Annotated in this window: 18 protein-coding genes; 6 read left to right on the top strand and 12 right to left on the bottom strand. The window is 64.1% G+C overall.

Going from position 1 to position 17,496, the window contains the following annotated elements; genetic code table 11:
- From eno to AC6RA4_RS12720, 3 genes are all read left to right on the top strand, one after another.
- A partial coding sequence (gene eno / locus AC6RA4_RS12710; RefSeq protein WP_500160826.1) for a phosphopyruvate hydratase occupies nt 1-820 on the top strand: 820 nt, incomplete at its 5' end.
- A gap of 328 nt (nt 821-1,148) precedes the next feature.
- Complete coding sequence (locus tag AC6RA4_RS12715) at nt 1,149-1,901, top strand: hypothetical protein (RefSeq protein ID WP_500160828.1); 753 nt, start codon at nt 1,149-1,151, stop codon at nt 1,899-1,901.
- Nucleotides 1,898-2,548 (top strand): PM0109 family protein, encoded by a 651-nt coding sequence (locus AC6RA4_RS12720; RefSeq protein WP_500160830.1) that lies wholly within the window; start codon nt 1,898-1,900, stop codon nt 2,546-2,548. The genes AC6RA4_RS12715 and AC6RA4_RS12720 overlap by 4 nt, the downstream gene beginning before the upstream one ends.
- A 173-nt stretch (nt 2,549-2,721) precedes the next feature.
- On the opposite strand, the gene AC6RA4_RS12725 is transcribed toward AC6RA4_RS12720, so the two are convergent.
- Entirely contained in the window at nt 2,722-3,126 is a 405-nt protein-coding gene (locus AC6RA4_RS12725) for a cell division protein ZapA (RefSeq protein ID WP_500160832.1), read from the bottom strand.
- Nucleotides 3,123-3,665, bottom strand: coding sequence for a hypothetical protein (locus AC6RA4_RS12730; protein ID WP_500160834.1), 543 nt, complete (start codon nt 3,663-3,665; stop codon nt 3,123-3,125). Before AC6RA4_RS12730 ends, AC6RA4_RS12725 begins: the two co-directional genes overlap by 4 nt.
- A gap of 231 nt (nt 3,666-3,896) precedes the next feature.
- On the opposite strand from AC6RA4_RS12730, the gene tkt reads away from it, so the two are divergent.
- Entirely contained in the window at nt 3,897-5,915 is a 2,019-nt protein-coding gene (gene tkt, locus AC6RA4_RS12735) for a transketolase (protein WP_500160836.1), read from the top strand.
- Between the two features lie 280 nt (nt 5,916-6,195).
- Here tkt and AC6RA4_RS12740 read toward each other — a convergent pair whose 3' ends face one another.
- The gene (locus tag AC6RA4_RS12740) at nt 6,196-7,164 is read right to left on the bottom strand and encodes a DUF808 domain-containing protein (protein ID WP_500160838.1); all 969 of its coding nucleotides are present in this window, start codon (nt 7,162-7,164) and stop codon (nt 6,196-6,198) included.
- 268 nt (nt 7,165-7,432) lie between these two features.
- Here AC6RA4_RS12740 and gap point away from each other — a divergent pair, with 268 nt between their 5' ends.
- Complete coding sequence (gene gap, locus AC6RA4_RS12745) at nt 7,433-8,440, top strand: type I glyceraldehyde-3-phosphate dehydrogenase (protein ID WP_500160840.1); 1,008 nt, start codon at nt 7,433-7,435, stop codon at nt 8,438-8,440.
- A 227-nt stretch (nt 8,441-8,667) separates the two neighbouring features.
- Here gap and AC6RA4_RS12750 read toward each other — a convergent pair whose 3' ends face one another.
- The 5 genes from AC6RA4_RS12750 to AC6RA4_RS12770 all read right to left on the bottom strand — a co-directional run bounded on the left by AC6RA4_RS12750 (nt 8,668) and on the right by AC6RA4_RS12770 (nt 13,620).
- Nucleotides 8,668-9,219: an NADPH-dependent FMN reductase gene (locus tag AC6RA4_RS12750; RefSeq protein ID WP_500160842.1), complete on the bottom strand. Its 552-nt coding sequence runs from the start codon at nt 9,217-9,219 to the stop codon at nt 8,668-8,670.
- Nucleotides 9,220-9,357: 138 nt separating this feature from the next.
- A complete protein-coding gene (locus AC6RA4_RS12755) occupies nt 9,358-10,566 on the bottom strand; it encodes a beta-ketoacyl-[acyl-carrier-protein] synthase family protein (RefSeq protein WP_500160844.1) in 1,209 nt (402 codons plus the stop codon).
- Entirely contained in the window at nt 10,563-10,823 is a 261-nt protein-coding gene (locus AC6RA4_RS12760; protein ID WP_500160846.1) for an acyl carrier protein, read from the bottom strand. The genes AC6RA4_RS12755 and AC6RA4_RS12760 overlap by 4 nt, the downstream gene beginning before the upstream one ends.
- Before the next feature lie 38 nt (nt 10,824-10,861).
- The gene (lpxD, locus tag AC6RA4_RS12765) at nt 10,862-11,956 is read right to left on the bottom strand and encodes a UDP-3-O-(3-hydroxymyristoyl)glucosamine N-acyltransferase (protein WP_500160848.1); all 1,095 of its coding nucleotides are present in this window, start codon (nt 11,954-11,956) and stop codon (nt 10,862-10,864) included.
- Nucleotides 11,957-11,985: 29 nt separating this feature from the next.
- Nucleotides 11,986-13,620 carry a L,D-transpeptidase family protein gene (locus AC6RA4_RS12770; protein WP_500160850.1) on the bottom strand — a complete coding sequence of 545 codons (1,635 nt, stop codon included), beginning with the start codon at nt 13,618-13,620 and terminating at the stop codon, nt 11,986-11,988.
- 335 nt (nt 13,621-13,955) lie between these two features.
- Here AC6RA4_RS12770 and mepK point away from each other — a divergent pair, with 335 nt between their 5' ends.
- Complete coding sequence (gene mepK, locus AC6RA4_RS12775; RefSeq protein ID WP_500160852.1) at nt 13,956-14,525, top strand: peptidoglycan L,D-endopeptidase MepK; 570 nt, start codon at nt 13,956-13,958, stop codon at nt 14,523-14,525.
- A 189-nt stretch (nt 14,526-14,714) separates the two neighbouring features.
- Here mepK and AC6RA4_RS12780 read toward each other — a convergent pair whose 3' ends face one another.
- The 4 genes from AC6RA4_RS12780 to AC6RA4_RS12795 all read right to left on the bottom strand — a co-directional run bounded on the left by AC6RA4_RS12780 (nt 14,715) and on the right by AC6RA4_RS12795 (nt 17,282).
- On the bottom strand, nt 14,715-15,281 hold the full coding sequence (locus tag AC6RA4_RS12780; RefSeq protein ID WP_500160854.1) for a GNAT family N-acetyltransferase: 567 nt from the start codon (nt 15,279-15,281) through the stop codon (nt 14,715-14,717).
- Nucleotides 15,282-15,391: 110 nt separating this feature from the next.
- On the bottom strand, nt 15,392-15,661 hold the full coding sequence (gene rpmA, locus AC6RA4_RS12785) for a 50S ribosomal protein L27 (RefSeq protein ID WP_222605587.1): 270 nt from the start codon (nt 15,659-15,661) through the stop codon (nt 15,392-15,394).
- Between the two features lie 18 nt (nt 15,662-15,679).
- Nucleotides 15,680-16,267, bottom strand: a complete 588-nt coding sequence (locus tag AC6RA4_RS12790; protein ID WP_500160858.1) for a 50S ribosomal protein L21 — start codon at nt 16,265-16,267, stop codon at nt 15,680-15,682.
- 196 nt (nt 16,268-16,463) lie between these two features.
- Complete coding sequence (locus tag AC6RA4_RS12795; protein ID WP_500160856.1) at nt 16,464-17,282, bottom strand: DUF2059 domain-containing protein; 819 nt, start codon at nt 17,280-17,282, stop codon at nt 16,464-16,466.
- Nucleotides 17,283-17,496 lie beyond the last annotated feature (214 nt).

Raw genomic sequence — 17,496 nt, forward strand, 5'->3', positions numbered from 1 at the left:
CGGCGAGCACGCCGACAACCCGATCGACATCCAGGAATTCATGATCATGCCGGTCAGCGCGGAGAACATCCGCGAGGCCGTGCGCATGGGTTCCGAGGTGTTCCACACGCTGAAGAAAGAGCTCTCGGCGGCGGGCATGTCGACCGGTCTCGGCGACGAGGGTGGCTTTGCCCCCGAGCTCGGCGGCACCCGCGAGGCGCTGGACTTCATCCTCAAGTCGATCGAGAAGGCCGGCTACAAGCCCGGCGAGGATATCTACCTCGCACTCGATGCCGCTTCGACCGAGTATTACAAGGACGGCAAGTACGAGATGAAGGGCGAAGGCCTGTCGCTCTCGTCGGCCGAGAATGTCGACTACCTCGCCAAGCTCTGCGCCGACTACCCGATCATCTCGATCGAGGATGGCTGCGCGGAAGACGACTGGGAGGGCTGGAAGCTGCTCACCGAGAAGCTCGGCGACAGCGTGCAGCTGGTGGGTGACGACCTCTTCGTGACCAACCCGGCGCGCCTGTCGATGGGCATCGAGCAGGGCGTGGCGAACTCGATGCTGGTCAAGGTGAACCAGATCGGCTCGCTCTCCGAGACCCTGCGGGCGGTCGAGATGGCCCACCGCGCGCGCTACACCAACGTGATGTCGCACCGCTCGGGCGAGACCGAGGACGCCACCATCGCCGACCTCGCCGTCGCCACCAACTGCGGCCAGATCAAGACCGGCTCGCTGGCGCGCTCGGACCGGCTCGCGAAGTACAACCAGCTGATCCGCATCGAGGAAATGCTGGGCGACACGGCGATCTACGCCGGGCGCTCGATCCTGCGCTGAGGGCTGGGCGCTCCTGCGGGGGCGTTTTGTGGAGAATTGGAGGGGCGGTGACCTGTGGTTGCCGCCCTTTTTATCTGTCGACGACATATTTTCGCAATTAAATCCCGAATCTCGGTTGGCCACCAGAGAAGCATTACTTGAAAAACGACGTACGGATGACCTATAAATAAAGAAAATACCAAAAATCCTGCGCAGACGCCTAAATAGCTCCAGCCCTGCCATTTCTAAAAAATCGCCCACCTATTTAATCAGGCCCACAAGAAGATCTCATATTCACCGCCAAAAATTGAAGGCCCCAAAACCCGGGGATCTATAAGGAAACGTTAAGATGCTCAACGCCATTCTCAAAAACAAGGCTGGCCGCATTAATAAGGAGAACGGCTCCATTCGCTGGCGCGACGTCTTTCGTGGAAGCGAGGATCTGACAACCGCAACCGTCGTAGAGCGGATCAGCTATCTAAGTGGCGGCACTGCATGGAAACTCCTCTCGAACGCTGCAGGGGGGAGCCTACCCTCTTTTCGACTCGCAGAACTCGAAGAAATTGATTTCTGGCCGGTGTGGGGACTGGGAGAAAAACTCCAAAAGGTTGAGCCCGATGTTTTCCTAACTCTTTCTTTGGGCGACCCTCCTAAACGAGTGGAGGTGATCTTGGAGGCGAAAAGTGGTACAGCAGCACAAAGAGAAGATCAGTGGATTTCGGAAATCCAAGCTTGGAAAGAAACCTACGAGATCAGCGAAGAGAATTCACCAAACGTTCTGATCTTGCTTGCTCTCGGAGGAACAGGCAAAAGGTCAGAGCGAGAAGATCGCGCGCGACGTTTCAAAGGTCGCGCAGCCGTTTTCCTTCCAGAGCGATGTGAACTCTTGGTTGCGATGATTGACTGGGAAGATCTGGCGCGAGCTTGCCACTTTGTCGCGCCTCCGAAAATTCAAGAACAAAGAATTATTACTGACATCCAAAAAGCACTTGAGCTTTTTGGCTATTTCCATTTGGAAACACCGCGACAGTTAGAGCATTTAACGCTGAGAAAATTCTCACCTCGAACACTACAAAACATTCTGAAGATTGAAGAGCAATGACGGAAATAGACTACAAAGAAGTACTGCAGGATGTTCGCCAAGCATGGCGGATTGTTGCCGCGTACCAGCAAAGGATCATCCATCTGCTGGCGAGTATCGAGGCTTACTTTCCTGACTTGGTTCAAGTAGACTGGGCTCCGGTCAGCTTCTCGAGGCCACCATCAAGAAGCAAAAAACCTTCGGAGAGATGGGCTTGGGATGGGCTGCCATATTATCATACCAAAAATACTTTTACATTACTGAGCACCCACACTTCGACGGAGTTAAATGTTGGTGATTGGTTTCTTGTTGTTGAAGTTCAGACCGATACGGGATTTGATGCCGCTACTGTTCCGAATTCCGGATCATTTAAGGGTCCAGACCCAATAAACATGTCGCCTGTCGAGCAAACAGAGAGCCGCCTCCATGTTCGAGCATATTGCGTTACAGAGGCGCCACGTCGAGGATTGTGCGCAGATGATATTAGGAATGCCGACGAAATAGGTATCGAAGATGAAGGGTGGTTCTCATTGACAAATGTCGGCGCGAAGCGGATCTATCGTAGCGCGTCATTGGCCGACCTTTTCAAAGAAAACGGTGAAGCCGATTTTTTTTCCGAATTACGTACCCTCCTGCGCGAATCCGGTGCGAACCTATCGGAGGACTGATAAGGCACCTTCTCCTGCGAGTGTCCTACGACTACTCAAATAGAGACTTTGCACTTGAGGCGTCCTCGATGACCGTAGATCGGTACCGCGTCTATGGGAACGATCAGCAGTAAGTTCTAGAGGCGGCACCGATCGGTCGCCGCCCCTTCCCAATCTCAAGCCCGAAAGAACCCTCAGCCTGCCGCCTTGGCCTCGATCTCCTCGGCCACCGCCTCGGCGCGCGCCGCGAGCTCGGCCAGGGTGTCTGAGACGCTCGCCGGGATCACCGGGACCTCGACCTTCTCCGGCGCCGGCAAGGGCCGCTCGCGGAGCTCGCGCAGCTCCTCGGCCATCTCGCCCAGCTTGTCCTCGGCCTCGCGCAGACGGTCCTCGAGACCGGCTGTCTTGTCGGCCAGCATCAGCCCCGACATCAGCAGCATCCGCGCCTCGGGCATGCGGCCGATCTGATCGACCAGCACCGAGGCCTCGGTGTCGAGCATGCGCGCGGCGGTGAGCAGGTATTGCTCCTCGCCCTGCTGGCAGGCGACGTCGAAACTGCGCCCGCCAATGATGATCTGCACTTCGATCTGCTGGCTCATTGCGCCGCCTCCTCTTCGCCGGCGGCCTGCGCCAGCATCGGCTCGATCGCGCCGAGCACCGCGCGGGCCTCGGCCTCCTCGACCGCGCGCGCGGCGCGCAGCGCCTCGAGCTCGGCCAGCATCGCCTGGTTGATCAGGTGCGGCTCGCCCAGGTTCTCGGCCAGCGCCTGGCGCATCTCGGTGCAGCTCTTGAGCAGCGCGTCATTGGCCTGGCGCAGGCGCTGCAGCTCGCCGTCGAGCGCCTGCATGCCCTCGCGCTGCGCCGCGATCTGCTCCTGCAGCGCGGCATCCGGCGCGGGGGCCTCGGGCTGCGCCTCGAGCTGGGCGTGCAGCGACTTGACCCGCGCCTCGAGCTGGGCGTTGGCCATCTTCTCATCCTCGAGCGCCGCGCTCAGGCGGGCGATCTCCTCGGCGGAGCCGTCATCGACCGGCTCGGGCGCGGGCTGCGGCGCCTCGAGCGCCTCGAGCGCCTCGACGCCCTTTGAAATGCGGTCGAGCGCCCGCGTCATCCGTGACTGCAACTCGTCAATCTGGCTCATCTTGCCCTCTCTCGATCTGCCTTCGGGACCTGTCGCGTCGATCGTTGCGAATCGAACCCGTCCCGTTTCGCACCAGTTTATCAAGCGCACGGGGAAATTGCGCCCCATATGTCCCAAGTGGTTACGGGCGGGAGTTCACCCACTGGCGGCGCGTTGCCGGCGCTAACGCTTGATCTTCGGCGTCACACTGCTATTAGCCCCGAAACGGCTCTGGGATAGAGAGGACTTCCCGTGGATATCAATGCCCTTCGAGACGCACATCCCGACCACTGGATGCGTGCCACCGCCATCCGCGCCCTGACGCTCGACGCGGTCGCCGCGGCCAATTCCGGTCACTCCGGCATGCCCATCGGCATGGCCGACGTGGCGACCGTGCTGTGGTCGAAGCACCTGAAATTCGACGCGAAGAACCCGACCTGGGCGGATCGCGACCGCTTCATCCTGTCGGCGGGCCACGGCTCGATGCTGCTCTATGCGCTGCTCTATCTCAGCGGCGACGAGCAGATCACCCTCGAGCAGGTGAAGAACTTCCGCCAGTGGGGCTCGCGCACCGCCGGCCACCCGGAGAACTTCCACGCCGACGCCATCGAGATGACCACCGGTCCGCTCGGCCAGGGCATCGCGCATTCGGTCGGCTTCGCCATGGCGGAAGAGATCCTGCGCGCCCGCTTCGGCAAGGCCGCGATGAACCACCACACCTACGTGATCGCCGGTGACGGCTGCCTGATGGAAGGCGTGAGCCAGGAGGCCATCGGCCTTGCCGGCCGCTACGAGCTCGGCCGCCTGATCGTGATGTGGGACAACAACGACATCACCATCGACGGCAAGGTTTCGCTGTCGGACCGCACCGACCAGGTGGCGCGCTTCAAGGCGTCGGGCTGGCACGTGCAGGAGATCGACGGCCACGATCCCGAGGCCATCGACGCCGCCATCACCGCCGCCAAAAAGGTCACCGACAAGCCGTCGATGATCGCCTGCAAGACCCATATCGCGCTGGGTCACGCCGCGCAGGACACCTCCAAGGGCCACGGCGCGCTGACCAATGCCGAGCAGAACGCCGACGCCAAGGCGGGCTGGGGCTGGACCACCGGCCCGTTCGAGGTTCCGGCCGAGATCAAGAGCTGGTGGGAAGAGATCGGCAGCCGCGGTGCCGCCGAGCGTGAGGCCTGGGACGGCCGCATCGCCGCCATGTCGGAGCGCAAGCAGGCCGAGTTCGCCCGCACCATGGCCGGCGACGCGCCCAAGAAGCTCTCCTCCGTCGTGCGTGCGCTGAAGAAACAGAGCTCGGAGAACGGCCCCAAGGTCGCGACCCGCAAGGCCTCGGAGATGGTGCTCGAGGTGATCAACCCGGTGATGCCCGAGACCGTGGGCGGCTCTGCCGACCTCACCGGCTCGAACAACACCAAGACCGGCGACATGGGCGTGTTCGACACCGACAGTCGCGGTGGCCGTTACGTCTACTGGGGCATCCGCGAGCACGGCATGGCCTCGGCGATGAACGGCATGGGCCTGCATGGCGGCATCCGCCCCTACGGCGGCACCTTCATGGCCTTCACCGACTATGCCCGCCCGGCGATGCGCCTGGCCGCGCTGCAGCAGACGCCGACGGTCTTTGTCATGACCCATGACAGCATCGGCCTTGGCGAAGACGGCCCGACCCACCAGCCGATCGAGCACCTGGCGATTTCGCGCGCGACGCCGAACACCCTGGTGTTCCGCCCCGCCGACGTGGTCGAGACCGCCGAGGCCTGGGAGATCGCGCTGACCCAGAAGAGCACCCCCTCTGTGCTCTCGCTGACCCGTCAGAACGTGCCCACCGTGCGCCACCAGCACAAGACCAACAACCTCGTCGAAAAGGGCGCCTATGTGCTCGCCGACGCCGAGGGCAAGCGCCAGGTCATCCTGATGGCCACCGGCTCCGAGGTCGCCATCGCGCTCGAGGCGCGCGATCTGCTGCAGGCCGAGGGCATCGGCACCCGCGTGGTCTCCATGCCCTGCTTCGAGCTCTTCGAGGCGCAGGACGAGGCCTACCGCAAGCGCGTGCTGCCGGGTGGCCCGGTGCGCGTGGCCGTGGAAGCCGCGACCCGCTTCGGCTGGGACAAGTGGCTGCTGGGCGAGCGTGGCCGCGAGGCCAAGGCGGGCTTTGTCGGCATGGACGGCTTCGGCGCGTCGGCCCCGGCAGAGACGCTCTACGAGCAGTTCGGCATCACCGCCGAGGGCGTGGCCGCGAAAGCCAAGTCGCTGCTCTGAGCCCTGCCCTTTATCGTGAGACAGGAAAGCGCGCCGCATCTGCGGCGCGCTATTATCGTCTTCGGCCAACTGCGGAACGCTCCAACGTTGCCCGCGCGGAATCAAGGCCGCAGGCCGCCGCGCGATCGCCGGCCCGCCCCCCGGGCTGGCGATTTGGTGACGACAGCGTTTTGTGTCGAGGTACTTCGGACTTGGCCGCCATAAACCGAGAGGCTCCGATCTCGCCTCGCCATCCCGCGGTCCGGCGAACGCGCGGCTTAACCGAGGGCTATACCGACACTCAATGCGCCTCTTTCGCGCCCCCGAAGAGCGGCATCACCAGCTTGGTCACGACCGGCACCAGGACCAGCCCCCAGGCCAGCCCTACCACGAAATCCATCGCCGCCGTCGCCAGCCACAGCACCGCGGGCTGCCACTGCTCGCTCACCGCGTGCTCGGCGATCACCGCGTAGTGGTGAATGAACTCTTCCGGTGCGTGCCAGCCGATCTGCGCCAGCGAGTGGATGATGATCGAGCCGCCAACCCAGAGCATCGCCGCCGTGCCCACGATGGAGAGCAGCTTCATCACATAGGGCATGCCCTTGACGATGCCGCGCCCCACCGCGCGGGTGACCGAGAGCTTGCCCACCTGCGTAAGCCACAGGCCGACGTCGTCCATCTTCACGATCAGCGCCACCGCGCCATAGACCAGCGCCGTGATGCCCACCGCCACCAGCGCCAGCACCACCGCCTGAATCCAGACCTCGGGGGCCTCGATGGTCGAGAGCGCCAGCGTCATGATCTCGGCGGAGAGGATGAAATCGGTCTTGATCGCCCCCTTCACCTTGGCCTCCTCGAGATGCGCCGGGTCTCCGACATCGTGGCTGCCATCGGGCCCGCCGGAATGCTCGTCATGCGGCATCACCACATGCACCACCTTCTCGGCCCCCTCGAAACAGAGGTAGGATCCGCCCAGCACCAGGAGATACGGCACCAGCCACGGCGCGAAGGCCGCCATCAGCAACGCCGCGGGCAGCAGGATGATCAGCTTGTTGAAGATCGAGCCGCGGGCGATCCGCCAGATGATCGGCAGCTCGCGCGAGGCCTCGAACCCATGCACGTATTTCGGCGTCACCGCGGCGTCGTCGATCACCACGCCCACCGCCTTGGAGCCGGCCTTGGCGGCGTGGGCCGAAATGTCATCGACCGAGGCCGCTGCAATCTTGGCGATGCCCGCCACGTCATCGAGTAGCGCCAGAAGCCCGCTCATGTCTGTCTCCGTTCCACTTGCGATCACAACCTAGCGGAGCATCCTCCCGGTTCAAGCGCCACCCTTGCGATGCCCGAACTTTGCCGTCTGAACACTGTTACCGCAATCCCCGCACATCCCCTCACCTGAAGGCCTGAAAATGTTAGCGCAACCCACATGTTTATCGCTAACATACTGTCTTTTCTCAATTTTTCAGATTGAGATTTCGGTGTACGTCCGTATACAAGCTGTCGGAAAATTGCTGCCACAGCCAAGAGGACATCTCCCCATGACCGTCACTGTCGGGATCAACGGCTTCGGCCGCATCGGCCGCTGCACGCTGGCCCACATCGCTGAAAGCGCCCGCAACGATGTGCAAGTCGTCAAGATCAACGCCACCGGCCCGATCGAGACCTCCGCCCACCTGCTGCGCTACGACAGCGTGCACGGTCGCTTCGGCGGCGACGTGAAGGTGGTCAACGGCAACGCACTGGATCTCGGCCGCGGCCCGATCGACGTGATGTCGACCTACGAGATGGGCGAGCTCGACTGGACCGGCTGCGACGTGGTGCTCGAATGCACCGGCAAGTTCAACGACGGCGACAAGGCGGTGCAGCACATCCACCAGGGCGCCAAGTCGGTGCTCATCTCGGCCCCCGCCAAGAACGTGCAGAAGACCATCGTCTACGGCGTCAACCACCGCGAGCTGGTTCAGGGCGACGTGATGATCTCGAACGGCTCCTGCACCACCAACGGCCTCGCGCCGCTGGCCAAGGTGCTCGACGAGGCCATTGGCATCGAAAGCGGCGTGATGACCACGATTCACAGCTATACCGGCGACCAGCCGACGCTCGACCGCCGTCACAACGACCTCTACCGCGCCCGCGCCGCGGCCATGGCGATGATCCCGACCTCAACCGGAGCGGCAAAGGCAATCGGAGAAGTATTGCCAAATTTGAAGGGAAAGCTTGACGGATCGGCCATTCGTGTGCCAACTCCTAACGTCTCGGCCGTGGACCTGACCTTTCAGGCCTCCAAGGACGTGACCGTCGAGGATGTGAACGAGATCGTGCGCGAAGCCGCCTCCGGCCGGATGGGAATGGTCCTGTCCTATGACCCGGAGCCGAAGGTCTCGGTAGATTTCAACCACACGACGGCCAGCTCGATCTTTGCACCCGAGCAGACCAAGGTCGTCGGCAAGCGCACGGTGCGTGTGCTCGCGTGGTATGACAACGAGTGGGGCTTTTCCGCCCGTATGGCGGATGTGGCCGCAGCAATGGGTCGCCTTCATCACTGATGGAGCGACCTCGGTCCTGACCCCACATCGAGGGGCGGCGGAGGGGAGACCGCCGCCCCTTTTTGCGTCTTCAGGATCGTGCCCAATCGCCAGCCCGGCCCGCCGCGTCGCTCGGGAATCACGTCGACAGCGGCACCGATTCCGCGCCTTGCGGGCTACGACCCCGATCCGCACCACCGCGAGACGCGTAGCTGCCATCGATGCCCGGTTCTGGAAGGAGCGCTTCCTCAGGTCAGCTTGTCGATCCACTCCGCAAAGGCTTGCATGAAGCCTTTCAAGAAATCCTTCGTGCCATCGTTGGTCAGCCGGCCCTCTTCATCGAAGAGCTTGGCGATGTTGCCGATATAGGCCTCGGGCTGCTGCATCGGCGCGGCATTCAGGAACACTAGGCTCTGGCGCAGGTGGTGGTTGGCCCCGAAGCCGCCGATGCCGCCCGGAGAGCCGGTCACGATGGCAGAGGGTTTGCCGTTCCAGACACTCTCACCCATCGGGCGCGAGCCCACGTCCAGCGCGTTCTTGAGGTTGGCGGGCACCGAGCGGTTGTACTCGGGCGTCACGAACAGCACCGCGTCGCTGCGCGCGACGCAGCGGCGGAAGCTCTGCCACGCCTCGGGCGGGGTGCCCTCGTCGAGATCGGGGTTGTAGAGCGGCAGATCGCCGGTGCGCACATAGCTGAACTCCAGCCCCTCGGGGGCGAGTTCGGTGAGCGTGCAGGCGAGCTTGCGGTTCAGGGAGCCCTCTCGGAGGGATCCGACAATGACGGTGACGAGCTTGGACATGATGGTCTCCTGTGTTCGGTGACCAAGAGGTAGGCTCTTTCCCCCATTACCTTTAGGGACCGAAACGCACCGCGCCTGTTCATGGATTGACGGAACGTCACGCCGGCGCGCGCACCCAGCCCCAAGCCGGCGCGGCGGTCACGCCTTGCGCAGCGCCAGAACCGCGTTCAGCCCGCCGAAGGCAAAGGCGTTCGACAGCACCACCGAAACCTCGGCCTCGCGGGCCTCGTTCGGCACCACGTCGAGCGCGCATTCCGGGTCGGGCTCTTCGTAGCCGATGGTGGGCGCGATGACGCCGTCGCGCAGCGCCATGATGCAGGCCAGCAGCTCGATGGCGCCGGTGCCGCCGATGCAATGGCCATGCATCGCCTTGGTCGACGAGATCAGCACCCGGTCGGCCTGACCGCCGAGCGCATCCGCAACGGCGGCGCATTCGGTCTTGTCATTCGCGGCGGTGCCGGTGCCATGGGCGTTGATGTAGCCGACCTCGGAGGCGTCGATGCCGCCGTCGCGCAGCGCGCCGGTGATGGCCCGCGCCGCGCCCTGCTTGGAGGGCATCACGATGTCGGAGGCATCCGAGGTCATGGCAAAGCCCACCACCTCGGCGAGGATCTCGGCGCCACGCGCCTTTGCGTGCTCATATTCCTCGAACACGTAGACCCCGGCGCCTTCGCCCTGCACCATGCCGTTGCGGTTGGCCGAGAACGGCCGGCAGGCATCGCGCGACATGACCCGCAGCCCTTCCCAGGCCTTCACGCCGCCAAAGCAGAGCATGCTCTCCGACCCGCCGGTGAGCATCACCGAGCAGCTGCCGCCGCGCACCATGTGATAGGCTAGCCCCATGGCATGGTTCGACGAGGCGCAGGCAGTGGCGACGGTGAATGTCGGCCCGCGCAGGTTCATCTCCATGCTGACATGGGAGGCGGCGGCGTTGTTCATCAGCTTCGGCACCACGAAGGGGTGAACGCGGTTCTTGCCCTCCTCGTAGACCGAGCGGTAATTCTCGTCCTGCGTGGTCAGACCGCCGCCGGAGGTGCCCAGCACCACGCCCGAGCAATCCGCCAGCGCGCCGGTGAAATCGAGCCCCGACTGCGCCACCGCCTGCCGTGCGGCAAGCAGCGCGAACTGGGTGAAGCGGTCGTAAAGCGCCATTTGCTGGCGGTTGAAGGCGCTCTCGGGCTCGTAGCCCTTGATCTGGCCACCGATGCGGATGGCCAGCCGCTCGACATCGCGGAACTCCAGCTCAGAGATTCCGCAGCGGCCCTCTCGCATCGCTTCCAGCGTTTCCGGCACGTCGCGCCCGAGGGCGTTGATCGTGCCGGCACCGGTAATGACGACGCGTTTCACTTGTTCTGCTCGGCGATCAGCGCCTCGATCCCGGCCACGATGGTGGCGACGGACGAGATGTCGAAATCGCTGGCCTCGGGCTCGTTGGCGTTGAACGGTACGGAAATGTCGAACTCTTCCTCGATGGCGAAGATGCTCTCGACAAGGCCGAGGCTGTCGATGCCCAGATCCTCGAGCGTGCTCTCCATCGTGACGTCGGACGGTTCCAACACGGCCTGTTCGGCGATGATCGCGATCACGCGGTCCTTAACACTCATCGGCGGCGCTCCCTCTTCGTCGCAGAGTCCCGGCTCGTCTACTCATTCCCCGTCAGCTTGGAAACCGCTTTCTTCAGCTCCGCGACATCGCGGAACAACCGCGGCAGACGGCGCATGCCCTTGTAGCTCTCGACGTGCTGATCCATCTTGATCGCCGGGTAGCCCAGCATGGCGCGCCCTGCGGGCACATTGGCCAGAACCTTGGCACCGGCGCCGATCACCACGTTGTCGCCGACAAAGACATTGTCGACGAGCCCGCTCTGGCCCGCCATCACCACGTTGTTGCCGACCTTGGCCGAGCCCGCGATGCCCGAGAGGCCGCAGAGCAGGCAGTTCTCTCCCACGATGGTGTTGTGGCCGACCTGCACAAGGTTGTCGATCTTGGTGCCGGCGCCGATCATCGTGTCGCGCACGGTGCCGCGGTCGATACAGGCATTCGCTCCGACCTCGACATCGTCGGCGATGGTGACGCCGCCCAGCGAGTGGATGCGGGCCCAGGCCTGTGCCTCGCCCCCGGCCTCCTTGCCGAGGCTCTCGCGCACCTTCTCGACGCCCGAGGGCTCTGGCGTCACGAAGGAGAAGCCGTCGCCGCCGATCACAGCGTTGGGCTGGGCGATGAAGCGCGCCCCGATGGTGCAGCGCGCGCCGATCCTGGCGCCGGCATGGATCAGCGCGCCCTCGCCGATGGTGGTGTTCCAGCCGATATTGACCTGCGGCCCGATCATCGAACCCTTGCCGATGCTGACACCGGCCCCGATCACCGTGAACGGCCCGACCGACACGCCTTCGCCAAGCCGCGCCGAGGGGTCGATCACCGCCATCGGGTGAATGCCCTCGTGATACCCCTGCCCCGGATCCATCATGGCCGAGACCACCGACAGCGAATGCCGTGGCCGCTTGGGCAGCAGGACCGCGCTCAGCCCCATCGCCTGCCAGTCGGCGCCGTCCCAGAGCAGCGCGGCGCGCGCCTTGCCCTGCGAGAGCTGCTCGGCATATTCCGGCTTCATCGCCAGCGCGAGGTGCTCCTCGCCGGCCATTGCCGGCTCGGCCACGCCGCTGATGCGGATGTCGGTGTCTCCAAGCGCCTCGAGCCCGAGAGCTGCGGCGATTTCGGAAATGCTGTAGGTCGGCATCGGATCCTCCGGGATGTCTCCCGCAGGACTTAACTCTCCACGGCGCCCAGTGCCACCCCTGCTGCCGCAAGGGCGTTCCAGATCTTGGCGTCACGTCCGTAGACGTCGGCGCGGTAGTTCACCTTGCCCTTCGCCTTGGTGAAGGCGGTGCGGTAGATCAGGTGCACCGGCACCGGCTGCTCGAGATTGACCCGGCTTTCCGCCCCAGTCCGCAGCCGCGAATTGAACAGGCCCTGCGGGTCGTCGCTTTGCAGCGCCAGCAGCGCGTAGGCGAAATCCTTGGGATCGCCGAGGCGGATGCAGCCGTGCGAATAGGTGCGCTGGTTGCGCGCAAACAGGTGTTTCGACGGCGTATCATGCAGATAGATGTTGTATTTGTTCGGGAACATGAACTTCACCTGCCCCAGGGCGTTCTTCGGCCCCGGCGGCTGGCGCATGGCGAACGGAAAGCTTGCAGCCGAGTATTGCGCAAACCCGCTGCCCCGGTTTACCCGGCGGCCACGGCTGTCTGTGATCTCGAGATGGCTCACCGCGCCGGGGTTGCGCCGCAGCAGCGGCAGGTACTCGTTCACCACGATCGAGCGCGGCACGTACCACGAGGGGTTGATCACCATGAATTCCATCACGTCGGAAAATTCCGGCGTGCGGCGGTCCGGGTCCTGGTGGCCCACCACCGAGCGGGTCTCGAAGGTGACCTTGCCGTCATCTATGATGCGGGCGTGGAAATCCACGAGGTTCACCAGAACGTGGCGCTCGCCCAGACCTTCGGCGAAGTTGATCCAGCGCTCGCGCTCCATGGCGACAAGGACGGATTTTAGCCGCTCGGTGGCCGATACGTTGAGCGCGCTGAGGGTCGAGGCCCCTGCCACGCCGTCCGCCTCGAGCCCGTGATCCTCCTGGAACACCAGCACCGCATCGCGCATCGCATCATCGTAGCGCGCCGAGAGCGTCGGCTTGAGATAGCCCATAGCGACCAGCCGGTCGCGCATCGCGATCACCCCGGCGCCGGTATCCCCGGGCACAAGCTTGCCCGCCGTGACCGGCGCGCCCCAGCCGCCGCGGGCGACGACATGCTCAAGGGTGAATTTCTCGCGCATCAGCCGCGCGTATTCGGGCGATTTCGGCGCCAGATCGCGGAACACCGCGCGCGGCTCGCCGCCCGCAAGCGCCGCGAGCAGCTCTTCGGACGGGCGCCGCACCGGCGCGCGCTTGATGCCGCTGTCGATACGGCGACCGTCGAGCGCGCCTCCGCTCAGGTCGTGGGCGAATTGCAGGTAGGCGCGCGAGAGCTCGATCTCGAGATGGCCGCGCTCACGGTCGCTGCGCACCGCGCGCATCCTGGCCATCAGCGCCACCGGATCGTAGCGGCTTGCCGGCAGGCCATGCGCCGCCGCGCTCGAGAGCGCCTCGATCAGCGCAGCGCGGCGCGCCGTGGCATCGTCGTCGGCCGAGGTCCAGATCGGCTCGAAGCCGCGCGCACGGTAGAACGCGGCCATGCCCTCGTCTTCAGACAGCGACTCGGCCACGGCCTGCTTGTAGCCCGTCAGGGCGAGAGACTGGGCCTGCGCCATCTGCGGTGCGGCGGAGATCATCCAACCGGCAGCCACCCCGGCGACCAGTCCGAGTTTAAGAGCGGTGGAAAGCTGCCTGCGTGAATTTGTCATAGTGATCCCTGAACTCGAACGGCCTTGTACAAAACTAGTGTTGGACGTCAGGGGTCTAACCTGTCCACTCACATTTCCCGAGAGCGTGATAATTCCGCCGCATCGCGGCAAGGTTGCACCGGTTCTGCGTCTCGGCGCGATCCGGCCACAAGATGTTGGCGTTTTGCGCAGGATTTTGCCGAAAACGGCGGATTGCCTCCAATTGTCCCGAAACTACCTTCTCAGAATTTTCCATCTGTGGCATATAATCCACGCATCTGGGGATAGATGGCAGGTGTCGTCCAACGAGGCGACGCAAAACAGGTACAGCGACTTAACGGGACAGGCGCTATCACATGACAAAATCAACTGCAGGCGGCCTCACACGCCGCGGCCTTCTTGGCGCTTTTGGCGCCACTCTCATCACGGCAGCACCCACCTACGCGAACGCAGCAGGCTTCCTGCGCGGCGCGGGCGATATTCGCCGCATCAAGATGTATTCTGGGCGCACCGGCGAAAAGATCGACATGATCTACTGGATCGAGGGCGAGTACATCTCTGAATCGCTCAAGCAGATCAACCACTTCATGCGGGATTGGCGGACCAACGACGTCAAGAAGATCGACCCGCGCACCATCGACATCATGACCGCGGCTCACAACCTTCTCGACAGTGATGAGCCCTACATGCTGATCTCGGGCTATCGCAGCCCCAAGACCAACGCGATGCTGCGCTCGCGCAGTTCGGGCGTTGCCAAGAACTCGCGCCACCTGCTCGGCGAAGCGGCCGACCTTCACCTGAAGTCGCGCTCCGTCAACCAGATCGCGCGTGCGGCCGCAGCCTGCAAGGCCGGTGGCGTCGGGCGCTACACCAGCTCGAGCTTCGTTCACATGGATTGCGGCCCGGTGCGCACCTGGGGAAGCTGAGCACCGTTCTCCCGCGTGTTATGAGTATAACATGTTGCAAGGCGTCCGGTTCCGGGCGCCTTTGCTTTTTTCCGGCATTTTATGAACTTTTCACGGGCCGAGGCGCGCGCCGCCTGCCTTTCTCCCCCTGAAACCAAAAAGCGCCCCACGATGGGGCGCTTTGGGATCGTCATCACGGAGATGGCCGGCTCAGCCCATGCGGCGCAGATAGGTCCAGGTCGGCACCTTGGCATTGCGCGCCACCGAGAACGCCTCGGCATCGCCAATATATTCAAAGCCGCAATTGGTCAGCACCCGCGCCGAGGCCGGGTTGTCCTGGAAGACGCTGGCAAACATCGTCGCCGAACCGAACGGATTGGCCTCGATCATCGCGCGCAGCGCTTCGGAGGCGTGGCCGGTGTTCCAGAATTGCGGCGCAACCCAGTAGCCGATTTCGCTCTGGTTGCCCTCGAGCCGCTCGAGCGAGATCACGCCCATGACTTCCGGCCCATCCTGCGAGGAGGCATCCAGCACCCAGATATCCTCGGCCCGATCCTCGGCAGTGCCGCGCGCGATGAACGCTTCGGTGGCGCCGGGCGGCAGCGGATGCGGGATCGAGGTGGTCATGCGGGCGACGCGCTCATCCGAAGAATAGAGCGAGATCAGGCCGGCATCAGACCGCCGCAGCGGGCGCAGCACAAAGCGCTCCGTCGGGATCTCGGGTTGCAGCACGACGGGCTTGGGCCGCGTCGGCATTTTCAGTTGGTCCAGACTCATGTGCATACTCCTCAATGCACGTTCCGGTGGATCGGCGCCCCCTCCTCAAGAAACGCCGAAGGGGACCGGCTTTCGCCGATCCCCCTGATTTTCACATCCTGTGGATCGGCTTACTCGGCAGCCTCGGCCACCGGCAGGACGGATACGAAGGTGCGGCCCTTGAGGCCCTTGTGGAAGGTCACCGAGCCGGCTTCGGTTGCAAAGATGGTGTGATCCTTGCCCATGCCGACACCGTTGCCCGGCCAGAACTTGGTGCCGCGCTGACGGATGATGATGTTGCCCGGGGTCGCATCCTGACCGCCGTAGAGTTTGACGCCAAGACGGCGGCCAGCGGAGTCGCGGCCGTTACGGGACGAACCGCCTGCTTTTTTATGTGCCATGGGTTAGTCTCCTTGTTCTCAGGCGAGGGTCTTGGCCTGCTCGACCCACTCGGGCTTCACCTTGGTGGCCTCGAAGGTCTCGGGGTCCACTGCGGCGAGCTCGGCGAAGGTGGTGATGCCGGCCTCGTTGAGCTTCTTGGCGGCGGCGGGGCCGACACCGGTGATTGCGGTCAGGTCGTCACCTGCGGCCGGAGCGGCAGCCTCGGCCTTGGCGGCCTTCGGTGCGGCAGCGGCAGCCGGAGCGGCCACGGAGCCCGCGCCAACGGCGGCCTTGACGCCCGATGCGTCGGCGCCCGAAGCGAGGATCTCGGTCACGCGAACGAGGGTCAGCTTCTGGCGGTGACCCTTGGTGCGCTGCGAGCTGTGCTTGCGGCGACGCTTGACGAAGTGGATGACCTTGTCACCCTTGATCTGGTCGACAACCTCGGCCTGCACGGCGGCACCAGCCACCAGCGGCGCGCCGACGGTGACGCTGTCGCCGCCCAGCATGAGGATATCGTTGAACTGCACGGTTTCACCCGCGTCTGCGGCCAGCTTTTCCACGCGGAGCACGTCGCCCGCCTGGACCTTGTATTGCTTGCCGCCGGTTTTCATCACCGCGAACATCTGCATCTTCCTTCGTTTCCCGCGTCCTATGGTGCCCTTGCGGGTCTTAACCGGATCCTAAGATCCACCTCGGACAGCGCGCCCTCTTGGGGCTGTCATTGATATAAGAATCGAAACCGGGGCCGCAACAGCCCCGATCCGAGCCGCGCTTATGCGAGGATAGCGGTCGTTTGTCAACCCGCGCGGGAGAAAAGCCTCAGAGGTCCTGCGCCATCATCTGCTGCGCCGCCGCCAGACCGAGCGCATAGGAGATATTGTCATACATCGCGTTGAACCCGGCGAACAGCGCCCGGTTCATCGCCCTGCCCTCCGCGCTCGACGACAGCTCTACATACGCCTCGAGATCCGCGTCCGAGAGCGGCCCGTAGGCCATCAACAAATAGGCGTAGAGCCATTCGCGGCTGTCGGCCCGGGTCTCGGGTTCCTGCGACCAGACCTCGTCGAGAATGTCGCGCTCGGTCATCTCAAGCGCGCCGCCATCCACCAGCCCGGCATAGAACTGGTAGCTGGCGTTCAGCGCACCGGTGACGTTGGCCTCGATCAGGTCGTTGGCCTGCACGAAATCGGTGACCAGGCCGAGCCGCTCGTCGGAGGACCCGTCGAGCCCGCGGAACACGTCGCGCGCCGCCGCCTCGACGCCATCATCGATCATTGCGCGGCGGGCGGAAAGCTCGACCTCGATCACCCGCTCGCCGGTCTCGCCGCCGAAAAAGCGCAGCAGCGGTGTGGCATCGGTGTCGCCGAAGCTCTCCTCGAACTCGGCCCGGACGACCTCTTCCATCGCGTCGGTGTCGTAGATGCGCTGGACCGCAGCCTGCCAGCCCGGCGTGGCCCCGCCCGGAATCAGGTCGCGCGCCATCTCGGTGCCGTAGTCGAGCCCCTCCTCGCGCATGATCTGCACGATCTCGGGCAGCCCGAGCCGGTCGAGCAGCGCATCCGCCGGTCGCGCCGGATCGGCGGCCACGGGCCAGGCCAGGGTTGCAGACAGCAGGCAGGCGGCGACGCGCAGGGCCATGTGAGGGATTCTCCGGTTCTCGGGACGTGGCGAGCCTATGCCCGGACACGCAGTTTTCCAAGGCCGCAAGGCCCCGGCGACCAACTTCCACAACTTCCGTCGGGTTCCGCAAATTTCCCTGTTGCACCCCGTCGCGCATCTCGTTAAACGGCCCCCCACGACCCCCGCGGAGAGGTGCCGGAGTGGTCGAACGGGGCGGTCTCGAAAACCGTTG

Source organism: Salipiger sp. (assembly GCF_059781815.1).